Source organism: Pantoea wallisii, from assembly GCF_002095485.1.
Taxonomy (GTDB): Bacteria; Pseudomonadota; Gammaproteobacteria; order Enterobacterales; family Enterobacteriaceae; genus Pantoea; species Pantoea wallisii.
The window spans coordinates 100,929-125,582 of the sequence record NZ_MLFS01000005.1 but is presented as its reverse complement, the minus strand read 5'-3'; the positions used below and the strand labels follow the sequence as shown (position 1 = coordinate 125,582).

Annotated in this window: 20 protein-coding genes and 3 pseudogenes; 7 read left to right on the top strand and 16 right to left on the bottom strand. The window is 52.5% G+C overall.

The window, feature by feature from the left end; all coding sequences use genetic code 11:
* Positions 1-60: 60 nt before the first annotated feature.
* The 3 genes from HA48_RS03310 to HA48_RS03300 all read right to left on the bottom strand — a co-directional run bounded on the left by HA48_RS03310 (position 61) and on the right by HA48_RS03300 (position 2,026).
* Positions 61-534 (bottom strand): NUDIX hydrolase, encoded by a 474-nt coding sequence (locus tag HA48_RS03310; protein WP_128599765.1) that lies wholly within the window; start codon positions 532-534, stop codon positions 61-63.
* Positions 535-586: 52 nt separating this feature from the next.
* Positions 587-1,042, bottom strand: coding sequence for a GNAT family N-acetyltransferase (locus HA48_RS03305; RefSeq protein ID WP_128599764.1), 456 nt, complete (start codon positions 1,040-1,042; stop codon positions 587-589).
* A gap of 75 nt (positions 1,043-1,117) precedes the next feature.
* A complete protein-coding gene (locus HA48_RS03300) occupies positions 1,118-2,026 on the bottom strand; it encodes a LysR family transcriptional regulator (RefSeq protein ID WP_128599763.1) in 909 nt (302 codons plus the stop codon).
* Between the two features lie 127 nt (positions 2,027-2,153).
* Here HA48_RS03300 and HA48_RS03295 point away from each other — a divergent pair, with 127 nt between their 5' ends.
* Complete coding sequence (locus HA48_RS03295) at positions 2,154-2,417, top strand: DUF2798 domain-containing protein (protein ID WP_128599762.1); 264 nt, start codon at positions 2,154-2,156, stop codon at positions 2,415-2,417.
* Between the two features lie 137 nt (positions 2,418-2,554).
* Here HA48_RS03295 and HA48_RS03290 read toward each other — a convergent pair whose 3' ends face one another.
* Complete coding sequence (locus HA48_RS03290) at positions 2,555-3,562, bottom strand: NAD(P)-dependent oxidoreductase (RefSeq protein ID WP_128599761.1); 1,008 nt, start codon at positions 3,560-3,562, stop codon at positions 2,555-2,557.
* Positions 3,563-3,678: 116 nt separating this feature from the next.
* Between HA48_RS03290 and HA48_RS03285 the strand changes: the two genes are divergently transcribed.
* Positions 3,679-4,296 (top strand): TetR/AcrR family transcriptional regulator, encoded by a 618-nt coding sequence (locus tag HA48_RS03285; RefSeq protein ID WP_244182791.1) that lies wholly within the window; start codon positions 3,679-3,681, stop codon positions 4,294-4,296.
* Positions 4,297-4,471: 175 nt separating this feature from the next.
* Complete coding sequence (locus HA48_RS03280) at positions 4,472-5,536, top strand: mechanosensitive ion channel family protein (RefSeq protein ID WP_128599760.1); 1,065 nt, start codon at positions 4,472-4,474, stop codon at positions 5,534-5,536.
* Between the two features lie 127 nt (positions 5,537-5,663).
* Here HA48_RS03280 and HA48_RS03275 read toward each other — a convergent pair whose 3' ends face one another.
* From HA48_RS03275 to HA48_RS03265, 3 genes are all read right to left on the bottom strand, one after another.
* Positions 5,664-6,047, bottom strand: coding sequence for a RidA family protein (locus HA48_RS03275; RefSeq protein WP_128599759.1), 384 nt, complete (start codon positions 6,045-6,047; stop codon positions 5,664-5,666).
* 149 nt (positions 6,048-6,196) lie between these two features.
* Complete coding sequence (locus HA48_RS03270; protein ID WP_128599758.1) at positions 6,197-6,652, bottom strand: nuclear transport factor 2 family protein; 456 nt, start codon at positions 6,650-6,652, stop codon at positions 6,197-6,199.
* Between the two features lie 12 nt (positions 6,653-6,664).
* Positions 6,665-7,219 carry a VOC family protein gene (locus HA48_RS03265; RefSeq protein ID WP_128599757.1) on the bottom strand — a complete coding sequence of 185 codons (555 nt, stop codon included), beginning with the start codon at positions 7,217-7,219 and terminating at the stop codon, positions 6,665-6,667.
* 211 nt (positions 7,220-7,430) lie between these two features.
* On the opposite strand from HA48_RS03265, the gene HA48_RS03260 reads away from it, so the two are divergent.
* Positions 7,431-8,264 carry a LysR family transcriptional regulator gene (locus HA48_RS03260; protein ID WP_244182790.1) on the top strand — a complete coding sequence of 278 codons (834 nt, stop codon included), beginning with the start codon at positions 7,431-7,433 and terminating at the stop codon, positions 8,262-8,264.
* 54 nt (positions 8,265-8,318) lie between these two features.
* Here HA48_RS03260 and HA48_RS03255 read toward each other — a convergent pair whose 3' ends face one another.
* The 6 genes and pseudogenes from HA48_RS03255 to HA48_RS03230 form a co-directional block, all read right to left on the bottom strand.
* Complete coding sequence (locus HA48_RS03255; RefSeq protein ID WP_128599756.1) at positions 8,319-9,275, bottom strand: GGDEF domain-containing protein; 957 nt, start codon at positions 9,273-9,275, stop codon at positions 8,319-8,321.
* A 114-nt stretch (positions 9,276-9,389) separates the two neighbouring features.
* Positions 9,390-9,662 (bottom strand): annotated as a pseudogene (locus tag HA48_RS03250) (recombinase family protein); the annotation flags it as partial.
* 198 nt (positions 9,663-9,860) lie between these two features.
* A complete protein-coding gene (locus HA48_RS03245; protein ID WP_128599754.1) occupies positions 9,861-12,794 on the bottom strand; it encodes an RHS repeat domain-containing protein in 2,934 nt (977 codons plus the stop codon).
* A gap of 435 nt (positions 12,795-13,229) precedes the next feature.
* Positions 13,230-14,543 carry a c-type cytochrome gene (locus tag HA48_RS03240; protein WP_128599753.1) on the bottom strand — a complete coding sequence of 438 codons (1,314 nt, stop codon included), beginning with the start codon at positions 14,541-14,543 and terminating at the stop codon, positions 13,230-13,232.
* 1 nt (position 14,544) lies between these two features.
* A pseudogene (locus tag HA48_RS03235) lies at positions 14,545-16,316 on the bottom strand (GMC family oxidoreductase).
* A 15-nt stretch (positions 16,317-16,331) separates the two neighbouring features.
* Complete coding sequence (locus HA48_RS03230; RefSeq protein ID WP_128599752.1) at positions 16,332-17,051, bottom strand: gluconate 2-dehydrogenase subunit 3 family protein; 720 nt, start codon at positions 17,049-17,051, stop codon at positions 16,332-16,334.
* A 445-nt stretch (positions 17,052-17,496) separates the two neighbouring features.
* Between HA48_RS03230 and HA48_RS03225 the strand changes: the two genes are divergently transcribed.
* Both HA48_RS03225 and HA48_RS03220 read left to right on the top strand, forming a co-directional pair.
* The gene (locus HA48_RS03225; RefSeq protein WP_128599751.1) at positions 17,497-18,516 is read left to right on the top strand and encodes a LacI family DNA-binding transcriptional regulator; all 1,020 of its coding nucleotides are present in this window, start codon (positions 17,497-17,499) and stop codon (positions 18,514-18,516) included.
* 70 nt (positions 18,517-18,586) lie between these two features.
* A complete protein-coding gene (locus tag HA48_RS03220) occupies positions 18,587-18,853 on the top strand; it encodes a DksA/TraR family C4-type zinc finger protein (RefSeq protein ID WP_128599750.1) in 267 nt (88 codons plus the stop codon).
* Here HA48_RS03220 and HA48_RS03215 read toward each other — a convergent pair.
* The 3 genes and pseudogenes from HA48_RS03215 to treR form a co-directional block, all read right to left on the bottom strand.
* A pseudogene (locus tag HA48_RS03215) lies at positions 18,850-19,913 on the bottom strand (diguanylate cyclase). The gene HA48_RS03220 and the pseudogene HA48_RS03215 overlap by 4 nt on opposite strands.
* A gap of 173 nt (positions 19,914-20,086) precedes the next feature.
* Positions 20,087-21,922 (bottom strand): methyl-accepting chemotaxis protein, encoded by a 1,836-nt coding sequence (locus HA48_RS03210; protein WP_128599749.1) that lies wholly within the window; start codon positions 21,920-21,922, stop codon positions 20,087-20,089.
* Positions 21,923-22,072: 150 nt separating this feature from the next.
* On the bottom strand, positions 22,073-23,023 hold the full coding sequence (treR, locus tag HA48_RS03205) for a trehalose operon repressor TreR (RefSeq protein ID WP_128599748.1): 951 nt from the start codon (positions 23,021-23,023) through the stop codon (positions 22,073-22,075).
* A 206-nt stretch (positions 23,024-23,229) separates the two neighbouring features.
* On the opposite strand from treR, the gene treB reads away from it, so the two are divergent.
* Positions 23,230-24,651: a PTS trehalose transporter subunit IIBC gene (treB, locus tag HA48_RS03200; protein WP_128599747.1), complete on the top strand. Its 1,422-nt coding sequence runs from the start codon at positions 23,230-23,232 to the stop codon at positions 24,649-24,651.
* The last annotated feature ends 3 nt before the right edge of the window (positions 24,652-24,654 follow it).

The following is a 24,654-nucleotide window of genomic DNA, read 5'->3' as shown; positions in this document are numbered from 1 at the left end:
GGTGGCCAGCAGAATAGTTTTACAAGGTCCGCTATGTGCCAAAAGCGGACGTTCAGGATATCATGACGCAGTTAACGTCGGAGATCCGGCTGATTTGCTTTTAAGTATGTTAATGATTAAATCGCGTGGAAAAATTGTCTCACTGGTGTGTATTAGCTCTTCTATTGTCCACCAGTGATGCTCGCGAATGACTTCCTTTTCATTGTTACTCCATCCTGAGCGATCAAGATCGGGTGTATGTGCATTAATCATAAAGAAACGCTCATCAGCAAGTACTGTCTCCCCACTTGGTAGCATCATTGTGAAGGTTCGGGACGCTATTTGTGGCCCCGGGAATGTGCTGGTCAAACCCGTTTCTTCGTATAACTCGCGTATAGCAGCCTGTTCATAAGATTCGTTTTTTTCGAGCCCTCCGCCCGGCGTTGCCCAGTATGTTTTTCCTCTCAGAGCACCATCTTTATGACAGAACCTAAAGAGCAGGACGCGATTATCAGGCGAAAGAGTGATCAGTCGAGATGATGGTCGAATGCGCACGTACCCCCCTATAAAAGTTAAATAGTGATTCCCGATTTATATAAATCCTGAATCAGCCTGGCAGTAATTTTGCAAAACATACAGCCTCCTCCCGACCTACGTATGGCCCGTAATTCTTTATTTGTACGTACCCATTTTTCTGGTAAAAATTTACAGCCTTATGATTAACCAGCCGGGTTTCAAGCCAGATTTCTTTATATCCCATACTCTTCACGGATGTTTCCAGGAAAGTAAGCACGGCATGACCAATACCGGATGAGCTACGGTCCGAATACATTCTTTTGAGTTCAGCGATATTTTCAGTCAACGGTCGAATGGCTCCGCATCCTGTCGCATTTCCCCTGCTGTCCCTTGCCACTGCCCACACAGATCTCCCCTCATCCATGGAGTCAATGGTGAAATTGCTTTTGCCGCTGTCACCCGTAATAGAGGCAAGCTCTGCTGACAGTTTTTCAATTAAATGGCATGAGTCTGCGGAATGGGGATCTGATTTCTCTACTGTTATCATGTTGCTGCCCTTTCAATCGTTATCTCAGCGGATGATAAACTGTAAACTGCCTGTAGTTATGCGCGTAACAAGCGGTCATGTCTGAATCGCACCTTCTAAAAATTCAATAAATGTTCGGACCTTTGAATTAAGCGCTGACCGTTCGTTGACGCAGGCATAAATATCCATCGGCTGAGACTCAATGTTGCTCTCGTCGCCATAACCAGGCCAGTGCAAAGGCGTTAGCAAACCACTCTCTATCAAAGGCTGCGCAACAAAGCTTGCCAGACGGGCAATACCGCCCCCGGCTATAGCTATTTTTGCAATAATATCAATATCATCACTAATAAAGCCGGGATTAAGTTTTGCATTGACAGGTTGTCCGTTGACGAGAAAAGCCCATGGCAGAAACCGTCTGTCCGTTGGATAGCGGAAAACCACGCAGTCGTGGTGACTAAGTTCCGCAGGCGTCAGAGGAGTGCCAGCACGATCAAGGTAAGCAGGAGCCGCGCAGAATATAAAGGGTAACGATGCAATTTTTTTAGCGATTAACTGATCATTAAGCTGTGCCTCGATGCGGATACTGACATCAACGCCTTCAAGGCGATGATCAACGTTGCGATCGGTACTGATCAGTTCAATATCTATCTCGGGAAAAGAGGCTTTGAAAGCCGGCATAAGTGGAGCCAGAACATACCGACCAAATGCGGCTGTCGTAGCGATACAGAGTGGTCCCTGCGGTTTAGTTTCATTCGCAGCAGCCTGAGAGGCGAGTTCGATATCTACGGGAATGTGGCGGACTTTCTCGAAATACCGTTTACCGTTTTCAGTTAAGGTCATGCTACGGGTGGTTCGCGATAGCAGCCGCACGCCCAGATGCGCTTCAAGACGGGCAAGACTCTGGCTGACAGCTGCCGGACTCGAGCCTTTAGCACGCGCCGCCGCTGCAATACTGCCGTTCTCAACCACACGGATAAAAGTGCTGATCAGCCCTAACACGTCCATATTATCCCCACTGATGATTCGTCACTTTTAATTAATAATGATTAAAGAATCACGGCTCTACAACCCTGTTTATAAGCTTGTTAAGTTAGCCGCTGTTTCGTCGACCTTCATTAAACAGGATATTTCGATGAGTGATGCTACCACAAAAAACCCCCAACGAACCCGCCTGCCAACGCGCATGGCCCCTTACATTTTTGCCCTTTATATGGCGATCATCATGGCGTTCCTGATGAGTCTGGTTATCACGTTAGCTGAATTCGGAACCGGACCCCATTACATGACAAATGTGATGAATGCTTACCAGGTTGCCATGCCCGCGGCTTTCTTTTGCATACTTGTTGTCCGTCCTGTAGTTATCCGGCTCGTAGGATTGACCGTTCACGGTCACTAAGGCCCACACGGGCGCCTGATGAGGATTTGACCTGCCTCTCGCTCATCGCTGACATCGGCCTCCGTGCCGCATCGGGTCTTTTACAAGCTAATACCGGCGGGCTTACGACTGCCTCGCCGGATGTTGCCGGGTGCTGTTTATGAAAGCGGGAGTGGCAGAACCTCACCGCCCTCTTGCGCAAGGCGTGTTAAGTAGTGCGACGCATCCAGAATCTGATAAGGGAAGTACAGACCTGGCGCGACAGGTGGTTTTCCATCCAGTCCGATTAAGCGCTCAAGGAGTAAGGCGATCCCCATTCCGGTCAGGGGCGCTGCACCGCCAGGATGTACGACCGCATGTCTGGTTCGCAGCGCTCGTCCGCTGTGATCAAGCCCGGAAATATCAAGGATGATTTCCGTTGATAATGGCTTGCCTTTGCGTCGACTCGAACTCACACCCTGACCCAGGTCGAACTGTACGCTGCGCGCTCCGGTTGCGGCTGCCAGTCCGGCTACATCAATTGATGAAAAGCCGGAAGCGTTAATTTTGCTGCCATCCAGCGCTGAGAAAACCACTTTTGCGTCATCACCTTCCCGCCATCCCCAGCGCCCATCACGGCGCGAAAGAGCGGCAGGCATGAGGCGGCTTAGATATTCAAAATCTTCAGCGACCGCCGGCCCACCTGTATCCTGCTCATCGACCAGCGCACCGATGTGAATTTTATCGACCTGAGCAAAGGATTTTGTCAGATGGATCGCCGGAACGGTTGTGGCGCCTACCAACCATTCGTAGCCAAGGACCACCGCCGAAGCAGTTGGCGCATGCATAAAGTTTGCTATTTCAGGCGCGATTTCGAACACCCCGGACGAGATACTCAGGTGAGGTATCCCCCGCGCCTGGGCAAAGCGCAATGCGGCAAGTGAATGATCCTTATAGAGGACAACCACCGCACTGATTGGCTTATCTCCCAGACCCAGTTCTGCAGAGTTCATATCAGGCACGATAGCTTGCGCGTTGCCCATTTCGGCTGCCGTACGCTGCGCTTTGACAAAATCCCGGCCGCCGATCAGGAGCGGAACATCCGGATAAGTCGCCCGTAGCGCCCGCGCAGTCTGATGACCAATTGCACCTGAACCACCCAATAAAAGTACAGGATTACATGACATATGCGTGTTTCCTCTTGTACGTGATAAGCTACTAATAGTAGGAAAGGTAGTACGCATTGCGGAATTAATCTACTTTTAGTAGGTTAAATAATTTTTAGTGGCTGAATGAATACAGAATGATGAATAAAAACAACGTCCAACCCTCCTCATCTCCGGCAAAAAGATTAACCAGAGCCAAACGGCGCCAGCAGCTTCTTGAAACCGCACTTCTGATCGTACGAGAGGAGGATCCGGATAGCCTGACTCTGGGACGGCTGGCCGAGCGTGCAGGCGTTTCTAAACCCGTGGTCTACGATCACTTCCCAACCCGCTCAGCACTGCTCATCGAACTCTATAAATGGATCGATACAGAACGCATCAGCTCCTTCGCGGAAATGATGTCCAAAGCGCCTAAAAATGCGCAGGAAACCGCAGATCTTCTGGCGAGCAGCTACATACTTTGTGCCGCAGATAAAACAGGCGAATTCCATGTGATCGGTGCAGCGCTGGCAGGCAGCGAAGAAAAGGCGGTCGTTTTCCAGGAGTTGCTGGATAACTGCGTCGCGATGTTTGTCTCTGTTCTGACCCCGCATGTCGGAATATCCCCAAAATCGTTACAGCAACTTTGCGTTGGGCTTGTGGGCGCTGGAGAGGCGCTCTCCGTGGCGATTTCGCGTGGACATATGCAGCATGAAGAGGCTGTCGAGGCCTTCACAGCGCTTATCAAAGGTATCTCAGGCGCGTACTCTGCATAGCAGGTATTTACCAAAAGTTGTCAGATATTTTTATGTCCTGACAAGGCCGTTTTCCCTGTTTTTCATATAATGATATGTTCGATCAGGCAATCTGCAGATGATCTGTAAAAAAAAGATTACTGATTTTTTGACATAACTGACAACCAGGGTTGTTAGCTGTATATAAGGAGAGATAATGCCTTTGCTATTTGGTGAGTTATCTGGTGCGCCATCCTGGGTGCCTGCTGTATTGCTCGTCACGCTCTCACTTGCCGTGGGTTTTTTAACACGATTTGTACTTCTCCGATTTATCCGTTACTGGCAGAGTCGTGACAGAAAGCTATTCAAATCACTAGAAAAGCACCTTCGTGGGTCAATGTTTCTTTTTATCCCTTTGCTTTTTATCCGACTGGGGATCAATTATGTCAACGTACAGCCTGAATCGCTAAGCTTTATTACAACAACGATTAATATATTTATTATATTATCATTCTGCTCTGTGCTGATTCGGTTAATCAACGTCGCACAGGATATGCTTTTCATACGCTATGACATAAATATCTCAAATAATCTTCGTGCCCGTAAGATTCGCACGCAGATAATGTATGTTAAGAAAGTCGCGATTGTTGTACTGGTGACCTTTTGCCTCTCTCTGATCCTGCTCAGTTTTCCGGGCGTCCGTAAATTCGGTACGACTATCCTGGCCGGGGCCGGGGTTGCCGGAATAATAATTGGCTTTGCGCTGCAGAAATCGCTCGTTAACTTATTCGCCGGCATACAGATAGCTTTTACTCAGCCGATCAAAATTGATGATGCCGTCGTGGTGGAAAAAGAGTGGGGCTGGATTGAGGAGATCAACCTGACTTACGTTGTTGTGCGCCTCTGGGATCTGCGCCGGCTGGTCTTGCCGATCACTTACTTTACAGAAAATCCGTTTCAGAACTGGACGCGTAATAACGCGCAAATTTTAGGCTCTGTTTTTCTCTATCTTGATTACTCCATGCCGTTGGATCCGCTGCGTAAGCACTTTGAAAAAGTGCTCAGCGAAACGAAACTCTGGGATCAGGAGACTCAGGTACTGCAGGTGACTGATACTACTGAAAAAACCATGACGATCAGATTGTTGATGACTGCGCAAAACTCCCCAATGGCCTGGGATTTACGCTGCTACGTGCGGGAGAAAATGATCGAATTCATTCAGCAAAACTATCCTCAGAGTCTTCCTCATATCAGGGCCACACTGACAGATTCCGATGCCTGATCGTACGGGCGTTCAGTTAACGAACGCCCTCGTTTTATGAGCTGAAAATAGGCTCGCTGCGTCACTGCGCCTGCAGACATTGTCGTGACCGAGGTTGACCAGGTCCACCTCAAGAGAGCAAATATTGCTATCTTTTTGCCACAATCCGCATCTCTACCAGTGCATTTTCCGGAATGAATTCTGCTACGCCTATAGCGGACCATGCCGGGTATGGCGCTTTTACATACTCATCTTTTACTTTAGAAAAAACGTCTATGTGTTTTTTCAAATCAATATGAAAAGTAGTCATCTCAACAATATTTTCATAATCTAAACCAGCGGCTTTTAGATATACACCCAGCTTATAAAATGCATCATGGAATTGCTCTTCCGGGTGTTTACTTATAGGTTTATCCTTTCGTGCTGCAGTAACACCTGAAAGATACACTGTGCCATCTGCTTCGATGACGGGAGAGAAGTGCCAATCACTGAAATAGTGCCTGAACTCTTCCGGAACTATCGATTTCTTCATGATCTTTTCTCAAGCTGATGAGTGAATAACAGTTAGCATGTGTAAAATGTAATACCTGACCAGAACGCAGGTACTTACTGATAACATATCAAAGTGCCTCAGACTATCCCTGCGGTCAGGATATTCTCCCCTGCTGTTGATTAACCGTGCTATTTATTAAGAAAGACGCGTGCGCTTGATAGCCTGCCTTCGCTGACCGTGAAGATATCTTCGCCCCGAACCAGCCAGGGGTTCTCTTTCGGTCCATACCCCCAGGTTACACGGGCTATGCCGTGGTTCCACTCGACAGGCGCCGGGGTGAAGATAAAGCCCGCATGCTGTGACTGTACTTTACTGATGGCAGCATTGACACGATCTGCGCCTTCGTTCAGACCATCATAATCGGCCATGAAAAAGTTAGCCGAGTAAACCGCAGCGAAATCTTTCTCCCGCTCAACAGCATTGGTGTTGTTCCAGATCGCAAAGTGGCGATCGATAAGCTGTTGCAGGCCTGCAGGAGCGTGCTGAGTTGTCATAATAGTCATCGTTGTGTTCTCCGCTAAAACGTTATGTGTGCCGGCCAGTAGTGCAGCTACCAGCAAGGTTTGGGTGAGGACCTTTTTCATATCTCTATCCTGTCAATTCGCCACGTTTGCTTTACCCACCAGTTCTATCTGCGAGCCCCACGGCGTCAGGAAATAGAACCATTGAGTGCCATCGGCGTTGGTCACCGGCTCATTCAGGGTTTTCAGTCCGGCTTTTTGAATAGCCTTAAAGCTTGCGGGTACATCATGCGTTTTTAGTGCGATATGCGTTGCCGCATCATCATCCTGATGAGGACGTTCATGGCCGATGTGCTCACCGCTATACTGGAACAGCTCTACGCCTGTGCCATCCGGCAGGCGCATCATGACAAAACGCTTGAGGTCACTGGACTGATGCCAGTTGAACGCCGTTTTCCACGCATCCGGGATCGCGCCAGGCGTAATATCAGATTCCAGCCTGGCGCCGAAAGTAGTCTGGAAAAACGCGATGGCCCTTGCGAGATCAGGAACATTTATGCCGGCATGATCCACACCTGAAAGAGTAACCAGAGGTGCTGGCACGGCGCTGAAGGCGGGGGCAGAGACGCTGGTCATGCCCAGCACCAGGGATGAGGCAAAGAGCGTAGAAGCAATACGGTGGGTTTTCATTTCTCTATTCCTGTGATGAGTTATTCAGTCAATTGGCGACAGCAGTTGTTGTCGCGATGAGACAAGCATATCGACGCTCGCCAGCTTCCAAAATAGAATGGTTTGAAACTCATCATTGCAGATTTGAAATGAACAGATTTCCCGATTTTGAAGGGCTTGCGATGTTTGCAAAAGTGGCTGAAGAGGTTCTTTTGCGGCGGCAGCAAGAGTGATGGGCGTCTCTGTCCCTACTGTGTCACGTGCAGTCGCCAGGCTGGAGGAGCGGCTGGGCGGTCGGCTGTTTAACCGAACCTCACGTCAGCTGGCGTTAACAGAGTTCGGCCAGAGCATGGCAGCAAAGGCGTCAGAGATATATCGCCAGGCTGAAGAGGTGGAAAGCGAAGCACACGAATTATCAGTGCAGCCACGTGGACAGGTGCGCTTAGCGGTACCCATGTCATTCGGCTTACGCTGGGTAGCCCCACTGATGCCAGAACTTATCCGCCAGTTCCCGGAACTGAGCGTGGACCTGCACTTGTCAGATGCATCGGTCGACCTGATTGCCGAGGGATTTGATGCCGCGTTACGAATTGCCGTGCTTCCGGACTCCTCGCTGGTGGCGCGCAAGCTGTGTGCGGTGTCGCAATTTCTGGTGGCCTCACCGACATACCTCGCTGAACAGGGTGTACCGCAGCATCCGCGCGAACTCTCTGCCCGGCCGTGTTTCAGCTATGCCTATCGTGCCCGTAGCCAGATCTGGCGCTTTACGCATGCTTCCGGCGTGCAGGAGGATATTGTGCCGGGCGGACCGCTGAGGGTCACCAACGCCGATGCCCTGCTGCCGCCCTTGCTGGCAGGACTGGGGATTGCGGAGCTTCCGGAATTTATCGCCGCGGAGTATCTGAAAGATGGCCGTCTGGAGCACCTGCTTAAAGCGTGGTCGATGACGCAGGGTGGACTCTATTTTGTTACCCCCACCTCACGCAGTCGTCCGCTTAAGGTCAGAGTACTGTCTGACTTCTTTGCGAAACATCTCAGTGAACCTGAATGGCGCTGGCCACAATGACTTCCCCCTCAAGGCCAGCATCCCTGCATTACTGAAGTGATGGCTCGCATTACCTCAAATCTTTTTGCGCCGTTTCTCAGAGTACATAACGCTATCGCCCTCTTTAAGCATATCGCCCAGAGAGCCATAACGTCCTGATCTGCTGTTGATTATCCCGTAAGAGTAGTTAATGTTGTACGGTTTTCCTGAGTGCTTATTGTGAACGTTCAGATTTTCCCGCAGCGCATTAAGGTAGGTCTGAGCATGTTCACTGTCACTGAGCATCACGGCAAACTCGTCACCGCCAAGCCGTCCGGCAATATCGCCAGGACCCAGCAACTGGCTCAGTTGGTGAGCAAAAATTTTGAGGACTTCATCACCTTCTGCATGCCCCCACATATCGTTGATCGGTTTGAACTTGTCCATATCGAAATAGAGGATGGCGAAATCAGTACTGCTCTGCTGATATTCCAGAAATCGTTTATCGCCACTGCGATAAAAACCGCGCCGGTTAGAGATTTCCGTGAGGCTATCGGTCATGGCCATATTGATGACCTCAAATTCATCTTCGACAATAGCGGCGATATCCTTCAGTGAGGCGACTTCATCTTCGGTGAGATCGCGTGGCTCACTCCCTGCCAGGCACAGCGTGCCGGCCACGGCACCGTCCGGCAGACGAACCGGAAAGCCGGCGTAGAAACGGATATAGGGTTCACCCGCCACAATCGGGTTATCGTGAAAGCGATCATCAAGGCGCGCATCGTTCACAATGAGTGGCTCATCCTGCAGGATGGCATGAGCGCAAAATGAGATATCACGGTGCATTTCACGTCCGCTCATCCCCTCACAGGCCAGCGCCCACTGGCGCTCACGGTCAATAAGGTTAATTACCACAATGGGTACGCGGAAAAGTTTTTGTCCGATGCGCGTCAGCCTGTCAAAGCGCTCATTAGCACGCGTATCAAGCAGGTCAATCATATAGAGCGACTTCAACCGCGCGGCTTCATTTTCCGGAATACCTGGTAATTTCATTTTATACCTCGACCTTATTAACAACGTGCCCGACAACCTACGCTAAATGTAACGGCTCGCAATTGAAATCCCTCTGATTCGCAATTAGCGCAAATGCGTGTCCACTGGCTGTTATGTTGCCCTGAGCGTTACATCATGCTGAGTGGCATACAAGATATTATGTATGTCCTTAATGCTACGGGACAGGGGATCCACGCGGGGCACCGTCAACGTATCACCAGAGCACAGTAACTCCAGCAACAGCGGCAACTCGCTCCTTCCGGTCCGGCTGTTTCCGCTGGCTTTTTCTGCACGAATGATTTCACAACCGGCAGCGCGGAGAATTTGTGTCTGTAGGATTAGATCCTGTTCACCGGTTGAAACGCGGGCATAGCCATAAAGTGCCATGATGATGAAAATTGTCTCATTTTACTCGAGATGATGAAAACGTAACACCAGAATGGGATAAAAACATCCTAAATGAGTCAGAAAAACTGTCTCACCAGATTGACTGTTTTGGTTCTCCCCAAAAAAGAACCCAGTAATTTAAACGGTTTTTTAGATGGGGAGAAACATGACGTTTAATGTTAAGTTTAAATTGCTATATTAATGATGTAAGGATAAGGTTTTTGTCTTAACAACATTTTTTCCTTCGCCATGACGAATTTCACCTGTCAGTCGCGTCTTCTTATTGAAGAAACCAAAAGACTCTTCTCTTAATGAAGAAATTCCGGGTGCGTTAGCGAGGCTCTGGTATTTTAAATTCCATTGGTCGTTTTCATATATCATAAATGCCGAGCCCGTTATATTTTCCATCAAATTTCCCTGGCTATCATGATGGTACCCATAATCTCTATACTCCATGGCATCGATCATACCCTGTCCATGCTCATCGGCAGTCAGGTTATTATACTCCAGGTCTTCTTTACCACCCTGTACATGTCTGACACGAATGGTTTCTTCGTTTAATTTATCAGCGACAAAAGAACATCCGCTGAATCCAGGGGTGAGCACGACTTTTGGACCAGTCATAGGATGTGCAGGAATATCTACATATCCCCCTTGCGGAGCCCAATATGCTGCTGCAACCGTACCTTCTCCAGTTTGATAGGTTGATGTTTCTGAATCAACAATCCGTAATGCATGAATATCTTTATTTTCGCTTATTGAGAAACGTATTGCGTTAAATGCCAGTATGCCTCCAGCCATACTTTTATTAGCCAGTATATCCCTGGTTACCTTATTCATAGAAACCTTGGTTGGATTAATAAGATCGGTTAATATTGGAGTCGTGCTTAGCGCATGTTCTGTTAATGCATCCTCCAGCTTTATGGGGGTCCCTTCAACAAGGCTATTTTCGATGCGGGATGGAATTAAATGCGATGCACCACGCCGATTCCTGTCTTCTCCAGTTCTTAATTTTGGCTCATAAAGGTTACTCCCAGGGAGTTGGGTACGTAAAGATGGACTGAGTCCGTCAGGATCTACGAATATTATAGGGTTATTCCGTACCATCCTGAACAGGTTCAGCCCGTCCACCGTGCCCGCAGGGTCCGCGCTCAGCCACCGGCCCGCCCATGGCTGGTAGTAACGGTACCCGTAGTAATATAGCCCTGTTGCGTCACGCTCTTTGCCTGAGTAGCGCACCGTTTTGTAGTCCGCTTCCACCGCACTGCGCGCCGTCCATACCGCAGTTCCGCCGTACGAGTAATATTCTTCCATGCTGATGACGTTTCCGTCGCCGTCCAGCTCCAGTTGGCTGCTGCCCGTCAGGTTATCGTAACTGTAACGAATCTGGTCATTGCCTATACCTTCCGGTATTCCACTCTCCCAGTGCATTACCCGCACCTGCGCCCGGCCAGCTTCACCTATTGTAATAACCTGCAAGCCTGCCGTTTGCGTAGCGCCGGCTTTTGTCGTGCGCAGCTCCAGACCAGGCAAGTACAGCGCATACTGTGACTGTATACTGTTACTTGTTTTCTGCGTGCTTACTTTGAGAATGCGCTGGCTGCCGGCGTCGTAGCGGTAGCTTTCCCGGTCTCCGGTATCACCCTCACGTACCACCGGCGTCACCTTCAGCAGTTCGTTGCGCACCGTCCAGACGAGACTCTGTCCCGGCTGCAGCTGTTTCTGCTGCCCGCTCACCGTGAACAGCGTGTCCACATCTGAGGGATTTTTTGTCAACGTGCTCAACACCCCCCGGTTGCTGCGATTGCTGATGGTGATGTCTGTGGTGTAACTGTTGCCTGTCGCCGGTGCGCTGTGACGAATTTGCGTCAGGTTGCCTCCTTCATCATAGGTATAGCTGCGGGTATACTTTGTAAACGCTGAGCTGTCGGTGGGGAGGGGAATAGTGGCGGTCGGTGAGCTGCTGTCCTGCTGTCCTGCATTTGCCATCTCGCGCCCGGTGGCGCTAACCAGCTGGTACAGGCTGTCATAGACGTACACGTTCTCCGGCACCACTTTCTGGTTGCGCCAGAAGCGGGTCTTTTCCGCGTCATTGCTGATTTTCAGGACATTACCTACCGGGTCATACTCATAGCGCAGGTCCTGCATCACCTTCGCACCTGAGGCGTGGCCGGCAGGTCGCTCCGTCCGGATGCCGGTCAGGCGCTGCGTCTCCGCTTCATACGTGTAAGTGGTCACCACGCCGTTGCCGTGCTCTTCGCGCAGCTTCTGCCCGGCGGCCGAATACGTTAGGGACCTGACGATAACCTGTTCCGCGCCGCCCTTCAGGGTCAGCCAGCTGCCAGACAACAGACCGGCTATATCGTACGCCACCCGCTGAAGGTTACTCTCTGCATCTGTGGTGGTCAGCACCGCCCCATTAGCGTCCGCAATGCTCAGGGTGGTGTATGTCTCATCGTGCAACAGGCCGTTCCAGTCAGAGGCATCTTCTCCTTGCCAGTCAGCCACGATGTCAGGATTATCCGCGTCCTTCAACAGGCGCCGGGTGACGGAGAACGGCACGCCCGTCAGCGCTATGCTGATAGTCTGCGTCAGGCCGGCAGTATCGTAGTGGCTGACAGGCTGCCCGGAGAGATTCAGCGCCTTCTCCTCAACAGAGTTACCGGCATAGACGAAAAGCTCCGTAATGCGGGCGGCTCCACCGTTCACCTGCTCCGTAATACTTAACGGACGTCCGGGAAGGGTTGTGTCCTCATACTGCCAGGTGCGGGTTACCGCCTGACTTCTGTCCTCCATGCCAACACCGGCAGTGCTGATGCTGCTGACAGCCAGAAACGGTCGGCCGGCAGTATCGTTCAGCGCCACAGTAATGCCATTATCTACACCCTGTGACCGCAGAACGTTACCAGTCAGATCGGTCTGGCTGCTGAAGTTCGCCAGTCCGGTGTCGTGCAGGCGCGGATCAGCACTCTGTGTCAGAAAGCCGCGGACGTCATACTGATGGCGCGTGATGCGTTCACTGGTAACGTCCGGGGAGCCGGGATGGCGGTGGTACGCGATATCGCGCACGGTCAGGCTGCGGTTATCGAGGACCGCGACCGTCGGGGTTTTGCTGAACAGCGATGTGCTCATGATATTCTCCTGTTTATGTTGTGCAGCCGTTCAGGCTGCAAAGAAAATCATACAGTAGTCAGGGTAATCTCACCTAAACAGGCGCTATACGGGTGGGATGAAGAAAGACGCTGATAGTTAAATTTTATTTGAAGTTATTGTGAGTCAATCGAAATGGATTACAAACCGGCCAGGATAAACGCGAGCTCAATATTACTTAATATGAGCCGGTGAGGTTTTTCAATGTCACTTAATCTGAACCGAAAATGACGCTGATTGCGATTCGGAGTGATTTCGATTGCGGGCCGCTACAGCTAAGGCACTATTTTAACTAAGGAAGCCGGTTTCAAATGAGAGAAAATTCGCTTTTAGTACAAGAGTATTGACGGCAGAAAGCGTTGGCAGATTAGGTAAGAAAACGGCCGCCCGAATGGGCGGCCCGTAGAGATCGGCAGTTTAGTGCGCCGCCATTTGCGGAGGCAGCTTCAATACGGCACGCTTGCCAGCCACTTCATCGGCCTTCACCGGTTTCGCCGCATTGCCCCAGCTGTTGCGCAGGTAGGTTGATACCGCCGCAACCTGCTCATCGGAAAGCTTCCACGCAAATGATGGCATAGCGCCACTGGTGGGGTTCCCGGCCGTTACCGCACCGCGACCGCCCTGCAACACGGTCGTGATGATTGATGAGGCATCATCTGCCAGCAGCCCTGAATTGCCGGCCAGGCTTGCCGCGAGGTTAGGAATGCCCTTGCCATCATAGTTATGGCAGGCAGTACAGTTGGCAGCATAGACGTTCTCGCCCATTTTCATCTGCGCACTGTCTGCTGCCTCGGGCTGCGGGCGTTGCACGTCGGAAGCCGGAACCTCCTTCAGATATGCAGCAATGGCACGCAGATCCGTATCGGTCAGATGCTGCGTGGAGTTAGTTACCGCTTCCGCCATCGGGCCTGAGGCTACCGCTACGTGGTTGCTGCCCAGTTTCAGGTAGTCCACCAGCTGCTGTTCCGTCCAGCGGCCAATACCGGTATGCGGATTGGGCGTGATGTCCGGCGCATGCCACTCGCTGAGGTTACTGCCCTGCAGATAAGCGTCAGTATCACCGCCGAGCAGGTTTTTCGCAGTGTGGCAGGCAGCACAGTGCTCCGGCCCCTCGACCAGATAGGCACCCCGGTTCCACGCGGCGGATTTCGTTGGATCGGCTTTGAAGCCCTCGTTTTTGAAGAACAGCAGGTTCCAGCCCATCATCGCCAGACGAATGTTGTAAGGGAAGCCCAGGTTGGTTTCCGGCACGTGATAGTGGATAGGCTTAACGGAACGGATATACATCCAGAGATCGTGCATATCCTGATCGGTCAGCTTAACGTAGGCGTTATAAGGCATAGCGGGATAGAGATGTTCACCCTGCTTACCTTTGCCGTGCCGTACCGCGCGAAAGAAGTCTCGCTCGGTCCAGCTGCCAATACCGGTTTCGCTGTCCGGCGTGATGTTGCTGGCGTAGATCCCGCCAAACGGCGTACTGATGGAGTAACCGCCCGCCAGGGATAACTTACTCTCCGGCATGGTATGGCAGGCCGTGCAGTCACTGGCGATGGCGACATACGCCCGCCCGCGCGCAACGGCGTCAGCGTCTGCTGCACCCGGCGGCTGGCTGGTCAGCACCGTGTGGCTGGCCACGTCATCCGCGGAGGTATCCCCGTTCATCCACAGCATACCTGCGGCCACGGCTGCGGCGATCGCTGCCACACCCGCTATAATTTTGCTCTTTTTCATCTCACACCTTCACCAGCGGACCCGGGTTCTTCAGGTACTGTTCGATAATGGCTTTCGCCGTCCACAAACTCAGCGCACCAATGGTGCCTGTCGGGTTGTACCCGGCATTATTCGGGAAGGACGAAGCGCCCAGCACAAAGACGTTATGGGCATCCCAGCACTGCTGATAGCGGTTCAGCACCGAGGTTTTAGGATCGGTGCCCATCACCGCGCCGCCGATAGTGTGATCGCTGGCGAAGTTGTACGGTGAATAGGCGCCAGACGCGGAGTTAGTGCCGATGACAATGTCAGCCCCCATCGCTTTACCAATCTCCACACTCTTCTCTTCGATAAACTTCGCCGAGCGGCGATCGTTATCGTTGTAATCAAAGGTGACGCGCAGCAGCGGATTACCGTTGTCATCTTTGTATTCCGGATCGAGATCGAGGTAGTAATCCTCGTGCGAGAAGCTGGTGCCCTGACCGAAGATAAACGTCGCGTTCTGGAAAGCGTGGGTGTAAGCCTTTTTCCACTCTTTGCCCCAGCGCGGCGTGCCAGGCGGCAGCGCATCAGCGTTTCCGATCGGTCGCGCACCGCGTGCGACCACCAGAATGCCCGCACCTCCGATGAAGCCAAGGCCGGTGTGATCGAAGTTGTCCCCGTTCCAGTCGTCTACCTGGGAAGAGAGCGCTCCGGCGCCGATATACTGGTTGAGGTTCTCATCTTTAAAGAACAGGCTGGCACCGGAAACGGTCTGGAAGCTGTAAGCGCGTCCGACTACGCCGGTTTTGGTCACCGGGTTATAAGGTACGCCAATTTTGGATAGCAGCAGCAGACGCACGTTTTGCATCTGGAATGCTGACAAAATCACGATATCCGCCGGTTGTACCCACTCTTTCTTGTTCTTGTCGATATAGGTAACGCCGGTCGCGGTTTTTCCGTCTTCCGCCTTATTGACCCGAACAACAGCAGAGTCCGTCAATACCGTGAAGTTCTCTCGCTGCATCAGCGCCGGGATGACACAGGCATTCGGGCTGGATTTAGAGAAGTTGCCGCAGCCGTAGTAGAGGCAATAGCCGCAGTAGGTGCAGGGGCCCATGCGCACGCCAAGCGGATTGACATACGCCCGTGACGCCTGGCCTGCGGGCACCATAAACGGGTTCAGGCCGATCTTCTTTGCGCCTTCGGTAAAGATGTCGGTCAGACGCATGCTCTCCAACGGTGGCAGCGGGTATTCGCTGCTGCGGTTCCCTTCAAACGGGTTACCGCCTGGCACCGTTTCGCCGTTCAGCTTGCCGGCTTTACCGGAGACGCCAGCGATCTTCTCGAAGCGATCGTAAAAGGGTTCCAGCTCGTTATAGGTTACACCCCAGTCCTGCAGAATGACCCCTTTGGCGATCTGTGACTTGCCATAGCGCTGCACGGTCTGGCTATAGGGCTCAAAATCGAACGGCGTAAAGCGCCACGCCATACCGGCCCAGTGCGTACCGGAGCCGCCTACGTTGTAGCCCAGCTCGTTCAGGTTCCATTCACGGGTTGGCAGCGCGGTTTGCGCGATGTTATTACGGAAAGTGGTGGTTTCGACGGCTGGCGGCAGCAGCATGCTGCGGCGCGTATCCCAGCGCAGTTCATCGGTATCTACCGAAGGCGGGAAGTCAGTGGCGGTTTCAAACCATGGGCCACGTTCAATGGCAACGACATTCAAACCTGCACGGGTCAGCTCTTCCGCAATCAAAGAACCGCACCAGCCAGGCCGACGATGGCGACATCAGCTTTTGGACGGACGTTATTCATAATAAGGCTCTGGTGTTAAAGGGTGTTATCGATCAGGCTGGTTGGAATAATGTTGAGTTTCTGGCCCTTTTTCGGCAGCAGATCGCGGAAGTCATAGCGCGCGCCCGGGAAGCCGATCATTTTCCAGCTGGTCATCTCTTTATTGCCGCCGTAAATCGGATCGGAGAGGAAACCTTCTCGCACATTCTGGAGCAGCAGCTCAAAGAACACTTTTGTCTCCACGTCGGCACCCAGATCGAGACTGTTCTTCTCCATGGCCATCAATACCTGATCCTGCTGCTCGCCGCTCAGCGCAACAAAATCTTTGCCGTACTGCTTCTGCATGGCGTTATCCAGCGCCGCCAGCCCAAGCCGATATCGCTGCGCAGGGGTGAGCGGAGATTGCGGCCCCTGCTCAGGCGTACCCTTAACAAATTTACCCAGGCGATAGACTGCAACCGCATTGCCGTAATCCCCGGCCAGCTGGCGATCGATGAAAATTGCGCAGCCGGCGTCTTTACCGCTCAGGCTGGTTTCATCTGCCGGGATAAAGCGTTCGGCGATAGCGCCCACGGTGTCAAACTCATGCTGATTGAGGTACTGCAAACCACCTTTTTTTGGCGGCGCGGGCGGGGTCTGGATCGTGCCGGGTTCCCACGGCTGACCACCGTTTACCACCTCTGCTTTGCTCAGCCCGGGGATCGTGGTTGCCACGCCCAGCGCAGTGATGGAGGTGAGAAATTCTCTGCGTTTCATGTTTTCCCTGCCAATGAATTTTCACATTGCAAACCGGGCCAAATAACAGACGTATTTGTGCCTGGCGATTAATTAGCCAAATGAATAAGTATTTAAAAATACAGATGATGCCTTTTGGGCAATATTTATTATCTGATAAACAACGAGGTAAGATTCTTTACATTCAAATCATGGGATTAATTAAATTTTAACAACGGCGCAAAGAGTAAAGTCTCACCCTGCGCTTTAAAAGGTTTTTTTTGATGGTTTCCCATCATGGAATTTTTTAAGGATGGAAGAGAACGCGTGTAGAGTCGCGTTGCGTCTCGCAACATTTAACATCTTGTCAGCAGCGAGTACGTGCGCATAATACGGCGAAAAATAGCGCCCTTCTGTGATGTAAAACGCAAACAGCGTGGCTGGTTTAATCGGCAGGTTTTGATACCGGGGCTTAGAAGCAAAAAATATGAAGAAACTCACCCTGATAAAAGTGGCCGAACTGGCCGGGGTTGGGATCGCGACGGTGGATCGGGTACTTAACGAACGTGGCGGAGTGCGGCCGGAAACCGTACGTAAGGTGCTGCGCGCCGCACGTCAGGCGGGTTTGCAGCGTCTGCTGCCGGATGATACGCAGCATCCGTGGCGGATTGAGGTATTCCTCAGCAATAACGGCACCTGGTTTTTTCAGCAGCTCGCTGATGAATTTGCCCACATTGCCGACCGACTTGGCTATCGTAAAATTAAACTGTTTCGTACGCTGGTGGCGGAAAACCCGCCAGATAAACTGGCGGAAAAGATTAAAAAAAGTAGTGAATTGCGTGACGGAATAATTGTTTACGGCCATGACTATCCACTTATTCATGATGCGCTTAAACATTGCCGGGAAAAAGGGATTCCGGTTGTTACGCTGGTCTCAGATTTAGCCGAGGCCAGCCGATTTTGCCATGTCGGCATTAATCAGTATCAGGCCGGACGCACCGCTGGCTTATTAATGAGCCAGAGTATGGCTGCACCAGGTGACGTGATAATGGTTAGCGGCCGTTTTGATTTCAGAGCACATATTGACCGTATTTCCGGCTTTCGCGATGCCATCACGCAACGGGCACCCTGGCTTAATTTACGTGAAGTGCTGGCAGGTGAAGATGAGCAACATAAAATACGTTCGCTGCTTAATCGTACACTCCAACAAGCTCAAAATGTCGTGGGGCTGTATAACTCCGGCGATAATAACCGCGATATCAGCGCACTGTTGCAGCAGCATAAATTAAGCGGACGCTGCTGCTATATCACACATGAGCTGTATGACGTGACGCGCCAGCTGTTGCAGGACGGTTCGCTCTCCTACACCCTGGATCAAAATGCGCGTCAGCATGCTGTACTGGCTACCGATCTGCTTATCCGCCATCTTGAACACGGCTATCAGCCCGATATCTATCAGGATGGACGGGTTGAACTGCGTATCGTTACGGCGGAGAACATCGATTAGCGCACTCACCGCTCAACCCTTCGATGATGACGATCTATAGTTATAACCAGGCTCAGATATGGAGGCAGTTATGGCTGGCGGCTGGTCAGAAGATGGGGCAGTACAGAAACAGATAGACGCCACGGTAGACGACGCTATCGCCCGGGCACGCAGCCATCTGCGGCACGGGGAGAGCGCGGAGTTCTGCGAGGAGTGCGGCGAACCGATTCCGGAAGCGCGCCGCGTGGCCCTGCCCGGCGTACGCTACTGTGTGCAGTGCCAGAGCGCGCTGGATAAGAAAGAAGCGGCGCACAGCGGCTATAACCGTCGTGGCAGTAAGGACAGTCAGCTGCGCTAGGCGCAGGCTGACCACAGTTTTACCCCGTTACGGCCCGCGCGCTTGACGTCGTAGAGTGCCTCATCGGCGTAGCATAACCAGTCGCGTAGTGTCTCAGCACTGGCGGCTGGTGCAATACCAATACTGACCGAGCAACGAAAATCTGCCGATGCCGGCAAACGCACATGGGCAATTCGCGCTCTTAGCTGTTCTGCCAGCCGTATCACCGAATCGTCGGTGGCATCATGGACGATCACCCCCAGTTCATCACCGCCGAAGCGCGCCGGTATATCCAGCAGACCAACGTGATTGCGCAGCAATGCAGAGATTTCAGCCAGTAAGAAATCCCCGGCTTCGTGGCCCCAGGTATCATTGACCGATTTGAAGTGATCGACATCCAGTAACAGTAGATATCCCTGCTGTCGCCACGCCGCGTACTGAGAAACTCGCTCTCCAGACGGCGTTCAAACAGGCGCCGGTTTGGAATTTCCAGCCCGGGGTCCATCAGGGCAATGCGCTCCAGTTCGCGGTTACGCGTGCGCAGCTGCCAGGTCAGGTTATACGACGTAACACTTAACACCAGCATATAGCAGGTCGCGAGCGGCAATGTCAGCCAGACGGTCTGAAGTGAAAAGGAGAGGCGCACACCTGCGCCATCGGGCAGCCACACCAGAATAAACGCACACGTGAACGCTTTAATCGCGGCGACCAGCTGCGTTCCGCCACCTGCTGCATAACGATCCGACGCCAGCACGGCCATGATGATCAAGGACGGCATCGGGCTAAGCGCCATCAGCGCCACCCAGATGCCACCGAAGGCGGCGTCCAGCGTCAGATTTTGCCGCTCAATCGTTGTCGAATCTTCAGCACGCAGCGCGCGCTGATACGCCAGCCATGGCCAGAGAAACGCATTGAAAAATAACACGGCACTGAATGCCAGCCCGCGCTGCATCTCCAGCAACACCGACAGAATCGGGAAAAAACAGAGAATGGTACCAAGCTGACGCATGATGAACATACGGCGCACGAAACGCTGCGAACGCCGCTTCAGATGCTTATCATCGGGAGAGTAATAATTCATTCGGAAGAAAATTCAGATCGACAAGAGGCGCAGTGTATCGGGAAAAAGTAGCGTAGCGGCGAAATTTTTAAGAATTTTCTCGTTGTTCGGATACAACGGCGTAAAAATTAACGTTGGTACTCTCAGCCGCAGCGCTAACGCGACAGGTGCGTTAGCGCTGCGGCTGGCTGGTTTTAGCTGCCAGCACCTTGCAGACGGAACTGAGCAACCAGCCGCTCCAGCATGACGGCCTGCTCTTCAAGCGAGTGCGCTGAATGCGATGATGCACTGACCAGTGAGGCGTTTTGCTGCGTGGTGGTGTCCAGCTCCCCCACTGCCCGGGCGATCTGCTCAATGCCGCGGCTCTGCTCATCTGACGCGGCTGAAATCTCCTCCATGATCTCATTAACCCGCGCAATGCTGCTGAGAATGTGCTCCATGGTTTCACCAGCCCGCGCTACCTGCTGATGCCCGTTGCTGATACGTCCGACAGACTCGTTAATCAGCTGTTCAATGTCTTTTGCCGCGCCGGCACTTCGCTGCGCCAGATTGCGTACTTCACTGGCGACCACGGCAAACCCACGCCCCTGCTCGCCGGCACGCGCCGCTTCGACCGCCGCGTTCAGCGCCAGGATGTTGGTCTGGAAAGCGATACTGTTGATTACAGCGGTAATATCAGCAATTTTTTTCGAGCTATCGGAGATCTCACCCATAGTGCTCACCACATCGCGCACGGCGATTCCACCTTTGCTGGCGTTGCGTGTCGCTTCGGCAGCAATCTGGCTGGCCTGACGCGCATTGGCTGCATTATTTTTCACCGTAGCCGTCAGCTGTTCCATACTGGCTGCGGTCTCGACGACGGCAGCAGCCTGCTGTTCAGTGCGTGATGAGAGATCCAGATTGCCCTGGTTAATTGTACTGGCCGCCTGCGAGACGCTGCCAACGCTGCGCAAAACATCACCAATGACACTACGAAGCCGTTCATTCATGCGCCCCATTGCCGAGGTCAGCTGGCCCAACTCATCATGACGATCGGTCGCAAACTGCGAACTGAGATCGCCGCTGGCAATGCGCTCCGCCAATGCCAGATTGTGAAGAACCGGACGCGTAATCTGCCGGATGATGTACCACGCCACCAGCACGCCAAACAGAATGGCCAGCCCGCCAATCAGCAGAGAGAGCGCGGCAGATCCGTTAGCCAGTTCATTGTTGCGCGTTTTAACCAGCGCGATGATTTTTTTAATTGCCGCGCTGCTTTTATCACCCGCAACTTTTACCGTCTCTTCAGCTGCACGCAGCTGACCATAGGCGGTGGCCGCCTGCAGGCTGAGATCGTTAAATCGCTGAGTATCCTGCCACAGCGCAACAAACTCGCCCTGCTGCTCTATGGGCAGTTGTGCCAGCAGCGCTTTCATGCCCTGCTCCGCCTGCTGAACGTGCTTCTCAAGCTGGGTGCGCAGTGCATCAGAGACGTTAAAGCGGAGCGCCCACGCCTCTTCGCGCACGTTACTGATTGCAAACAGCTGTTCATAAATTTGATTCGTCAGTTCCGGTGCGGTCACTGGCGTACGGATGAGTTGGGTGTAACGCGCGGTCATGTCCTGTTGGCTCAGGGAATCCAGCTGCGCACGCAGACCGTTCAGCTGTTGCGTTGCCTGCGTCATGGCGCCAATACTTTGCCGGAAGCTTTCAAGATGCGTTGCGACTTCATTGACGAGATCGTTTGCGCCTGCGGTCCATGAAAGCTGTTGCGCTTCATGGGTAAGTTGCTGCGCGTGGGTGACATAATCCGCCATTACTTTGCCGGATTTGTCATCGCCATACAGATACTTCAGGCGGTTGATCTTGGCCTGAAACACTTCAATGTTGATGTCGTAAATCAGGTTGGTTTTTTGGTAGATATCATGAATCTGATTGAAGCGTTGTACGCTGAGCACGGTAGCCAGCGCGACTAAGAAGAGTACGATGCCAAATCCTGCCGATAATTTGCGGGTAATACGCATATTCCGTAACCGGGATACCAGTCCCATGTTTCCCTCACTTACTATTGTCGTTTTAGTTAAGTTGCAGAGGGGGTTATCGGAGCGAAACGCAAATTGTTTATTGGTGATTGCACAAAAAGTGATTGCAGAGTGTAACATGCTGCCGCTGAGCAGCACGTTATAGCGGGTAGCAAGCGATTACGCGGTGAAACTGCAGGGTAAAACGGTCTGGCGGATAGCCGTCGGGTCGGTCTGCATCGCCAGCAGCATCTCCAGTGCGGTCTTTCCTGCTGCCTCAAATCCCAGCCGGACCGAAGTCACTTCGGGATGCAGAAAGGTCATCAGCGGCGTGCTGCCGATACTCGCGACATCAATGTCCAGGCCGCGCTCTTTGATTAATTTCATGGCCCCCAGGGCAAGGGTATCGGTGGCACATACCAGCGCTTCGCTCTCTGGGGTGAGCAATTTTTCTGCCAGCGCATAACCGCTCTGATAACTCAAATCACCCAGCAGAGCCTGCGGACGCAATCCGTACTGCTGGCAACAGGCCAGATACGCCTGATAGCGCGCGCGTCCGGTGGTGAGATCCCCCTCTTCCACCCCGATAAAGCTCACGCTTTTTTTACCGCTGGCGTGTAACTGCTCCATCAGCAACGCGACCGCGCCCTGATCATCATACGTGATGGAGGCAAAACCCGGCCGCTGGCTGGCGATCATCACCAGACGATGCTGCCACTGCTCCAGTGAGATCGTCTCCATGCCGCTGAAGCCAAACAGGATGATCCCCTCAACGCGGCGGCTCTCCAGCACGCGCAGATGCTCCTCCAGCAGCTGCGGATTAAGCAGAGACTCCTGCAAAATCGCGTCATAACCCTGTTGATATGCAGAGGCCAGAATGGCACGGATGGCACGGTTTTCCGCCGCCGAGTCAAGGCGGGTCATGATGATGCCAATGATCTTTTCACGCTGAGAACGGAGTGCTCTGGCGGTCAGCGACGGCGTATAGCCATACTCCCGGATCACCGCTTCCACATGCTCACGCGTGGCCTGCTTCACCTTTGGACTTTTATTAATAACCAGCGAAACCGTTGACTTACCAACGCCACATAACGCCGCAATATCCTTTAGCGTGAGGTTCTTTCTTTTCATCGTGAGCCGTCAGATTAAGTGACTTCAATTAAAAACAGCATCTTAGCATGAGTTGCCTTTTTGTGAGGCCCGCAGGCAGGCTACACCCGGATGATTTAGTGTGATCGTAATCATTAATTGGAACGTTCCCTGTTTACAGTTTCACCACCTGATCACTACTATCTGCGCAAATTGGAACGATCCTATTTTTAAGCAAGGTGAAACTGATGGCCAGCAAAGTCAATGCAGGTGATGTGGAACAACTCATTAAACTGGTGGGCGGGCGAGAGAATATATGCGCAGTAACCCACTGTATAACAAGACTAAGATTCGTTTTATCCGATACAGAAAAGGCTGATATAAAAGGCATTGCTGATTTACCCATGGTGAAGGGATGCTTCAACAATGCTGGACAATTCCAGGTGGTCATCGGGCCGGATGTCGACAAGTGGTATGCGCTGTTATTACAGCAAACTGCGCTGCAGGCGGTAGATAAAGAGCAGGCTAAAATTGCCGCCCGTAAACAGATGAAGTGGCATGAGAGCCTGATTTCTCACTTCGCTGAAATTTTCTTCCCTTTACTGCCCGCGCTGATCAGCGGTGGCCTGATTCTGGGGTTTCGTAATGTTATTGGTGAACTCCCGCTGGATAATGGTCAGCCTCTTACCGCCAGCTCTGAAACCTGGAAAAGCATCAACGATTTTCTCTGGCTGATTGGTGAAGCAATATTCTTCTATTTACCGGTAGGCATTTGCTGGTCAGTGGTGAAGAAGATGGGCGGGACGCCTGTTCTCGGCATCGTATTGGGTATCACGCTGGTGTCGCCACAGCTGATGAACGCTTATCAGCTTGGTCAGCACCTGCCTGAGGTGTGGAATTTTGGCCTGTTCAGCGTGGCTAAGGTGGGCTATCAGGCTCAGGTGGTGCCTTCGCTGCTGGCAGGTATGACGCTCGCCTGGATTGAACGCTTCCTGAAGCGGGTAGTGCCGGATTATCTGACCCTGATCGTCGTGCCTGTGGTTTCGCTGTTACTGGCAACACTGCTGGCGCATGCGCTGATTGGTCCGTTTGGTCGTCTGATTGGTCAGGGCATTGCCTGGGCGGTGAGCTACCTGATGACCGGTTCGCTCGCACCATTAGGCGGCGCGCTGTTTGGCTTCCTCTATGCACCGCTGGTTATCACCGGCGTTCATCAGACCACGCTGGCGATTGATCTTCAGCTGATTCAGAGCAACGGCGGGACGCCGGTTTGGCCCATCATCGCGCTCTCCAATATCGCGCAGGCCTCTGCCGTACTCGGTATCATCATTGTGAGCCGTAAGGAGAAAGAGCGGGAGCTTTCAGTGCCAGCAGCCATCTCCGCGTATCTCGGCGTAACTGAGCCAGCCATGTACGGCATCAACATGAAGTATCGCTTTCCTATGCTGTGCGCCATGATTGGCGCCGCCTGTGCAGGGTTGATTTGCGGCCTGTCCGGGGTTATCGCAGGCGGCATTAGCGTGGGCGGTTTACCCGCTATTCTGGCCATTAAGCCCGCATTCTGGTCGGTCTACGCCAGCGCCATGCTGACAGCCATTGTAGTGCCACTGTTCTTAACAATCGCAGTGTACAAACGTAAACAGCTGGCTGGCCGTTTACAGGTTATCTGAAGC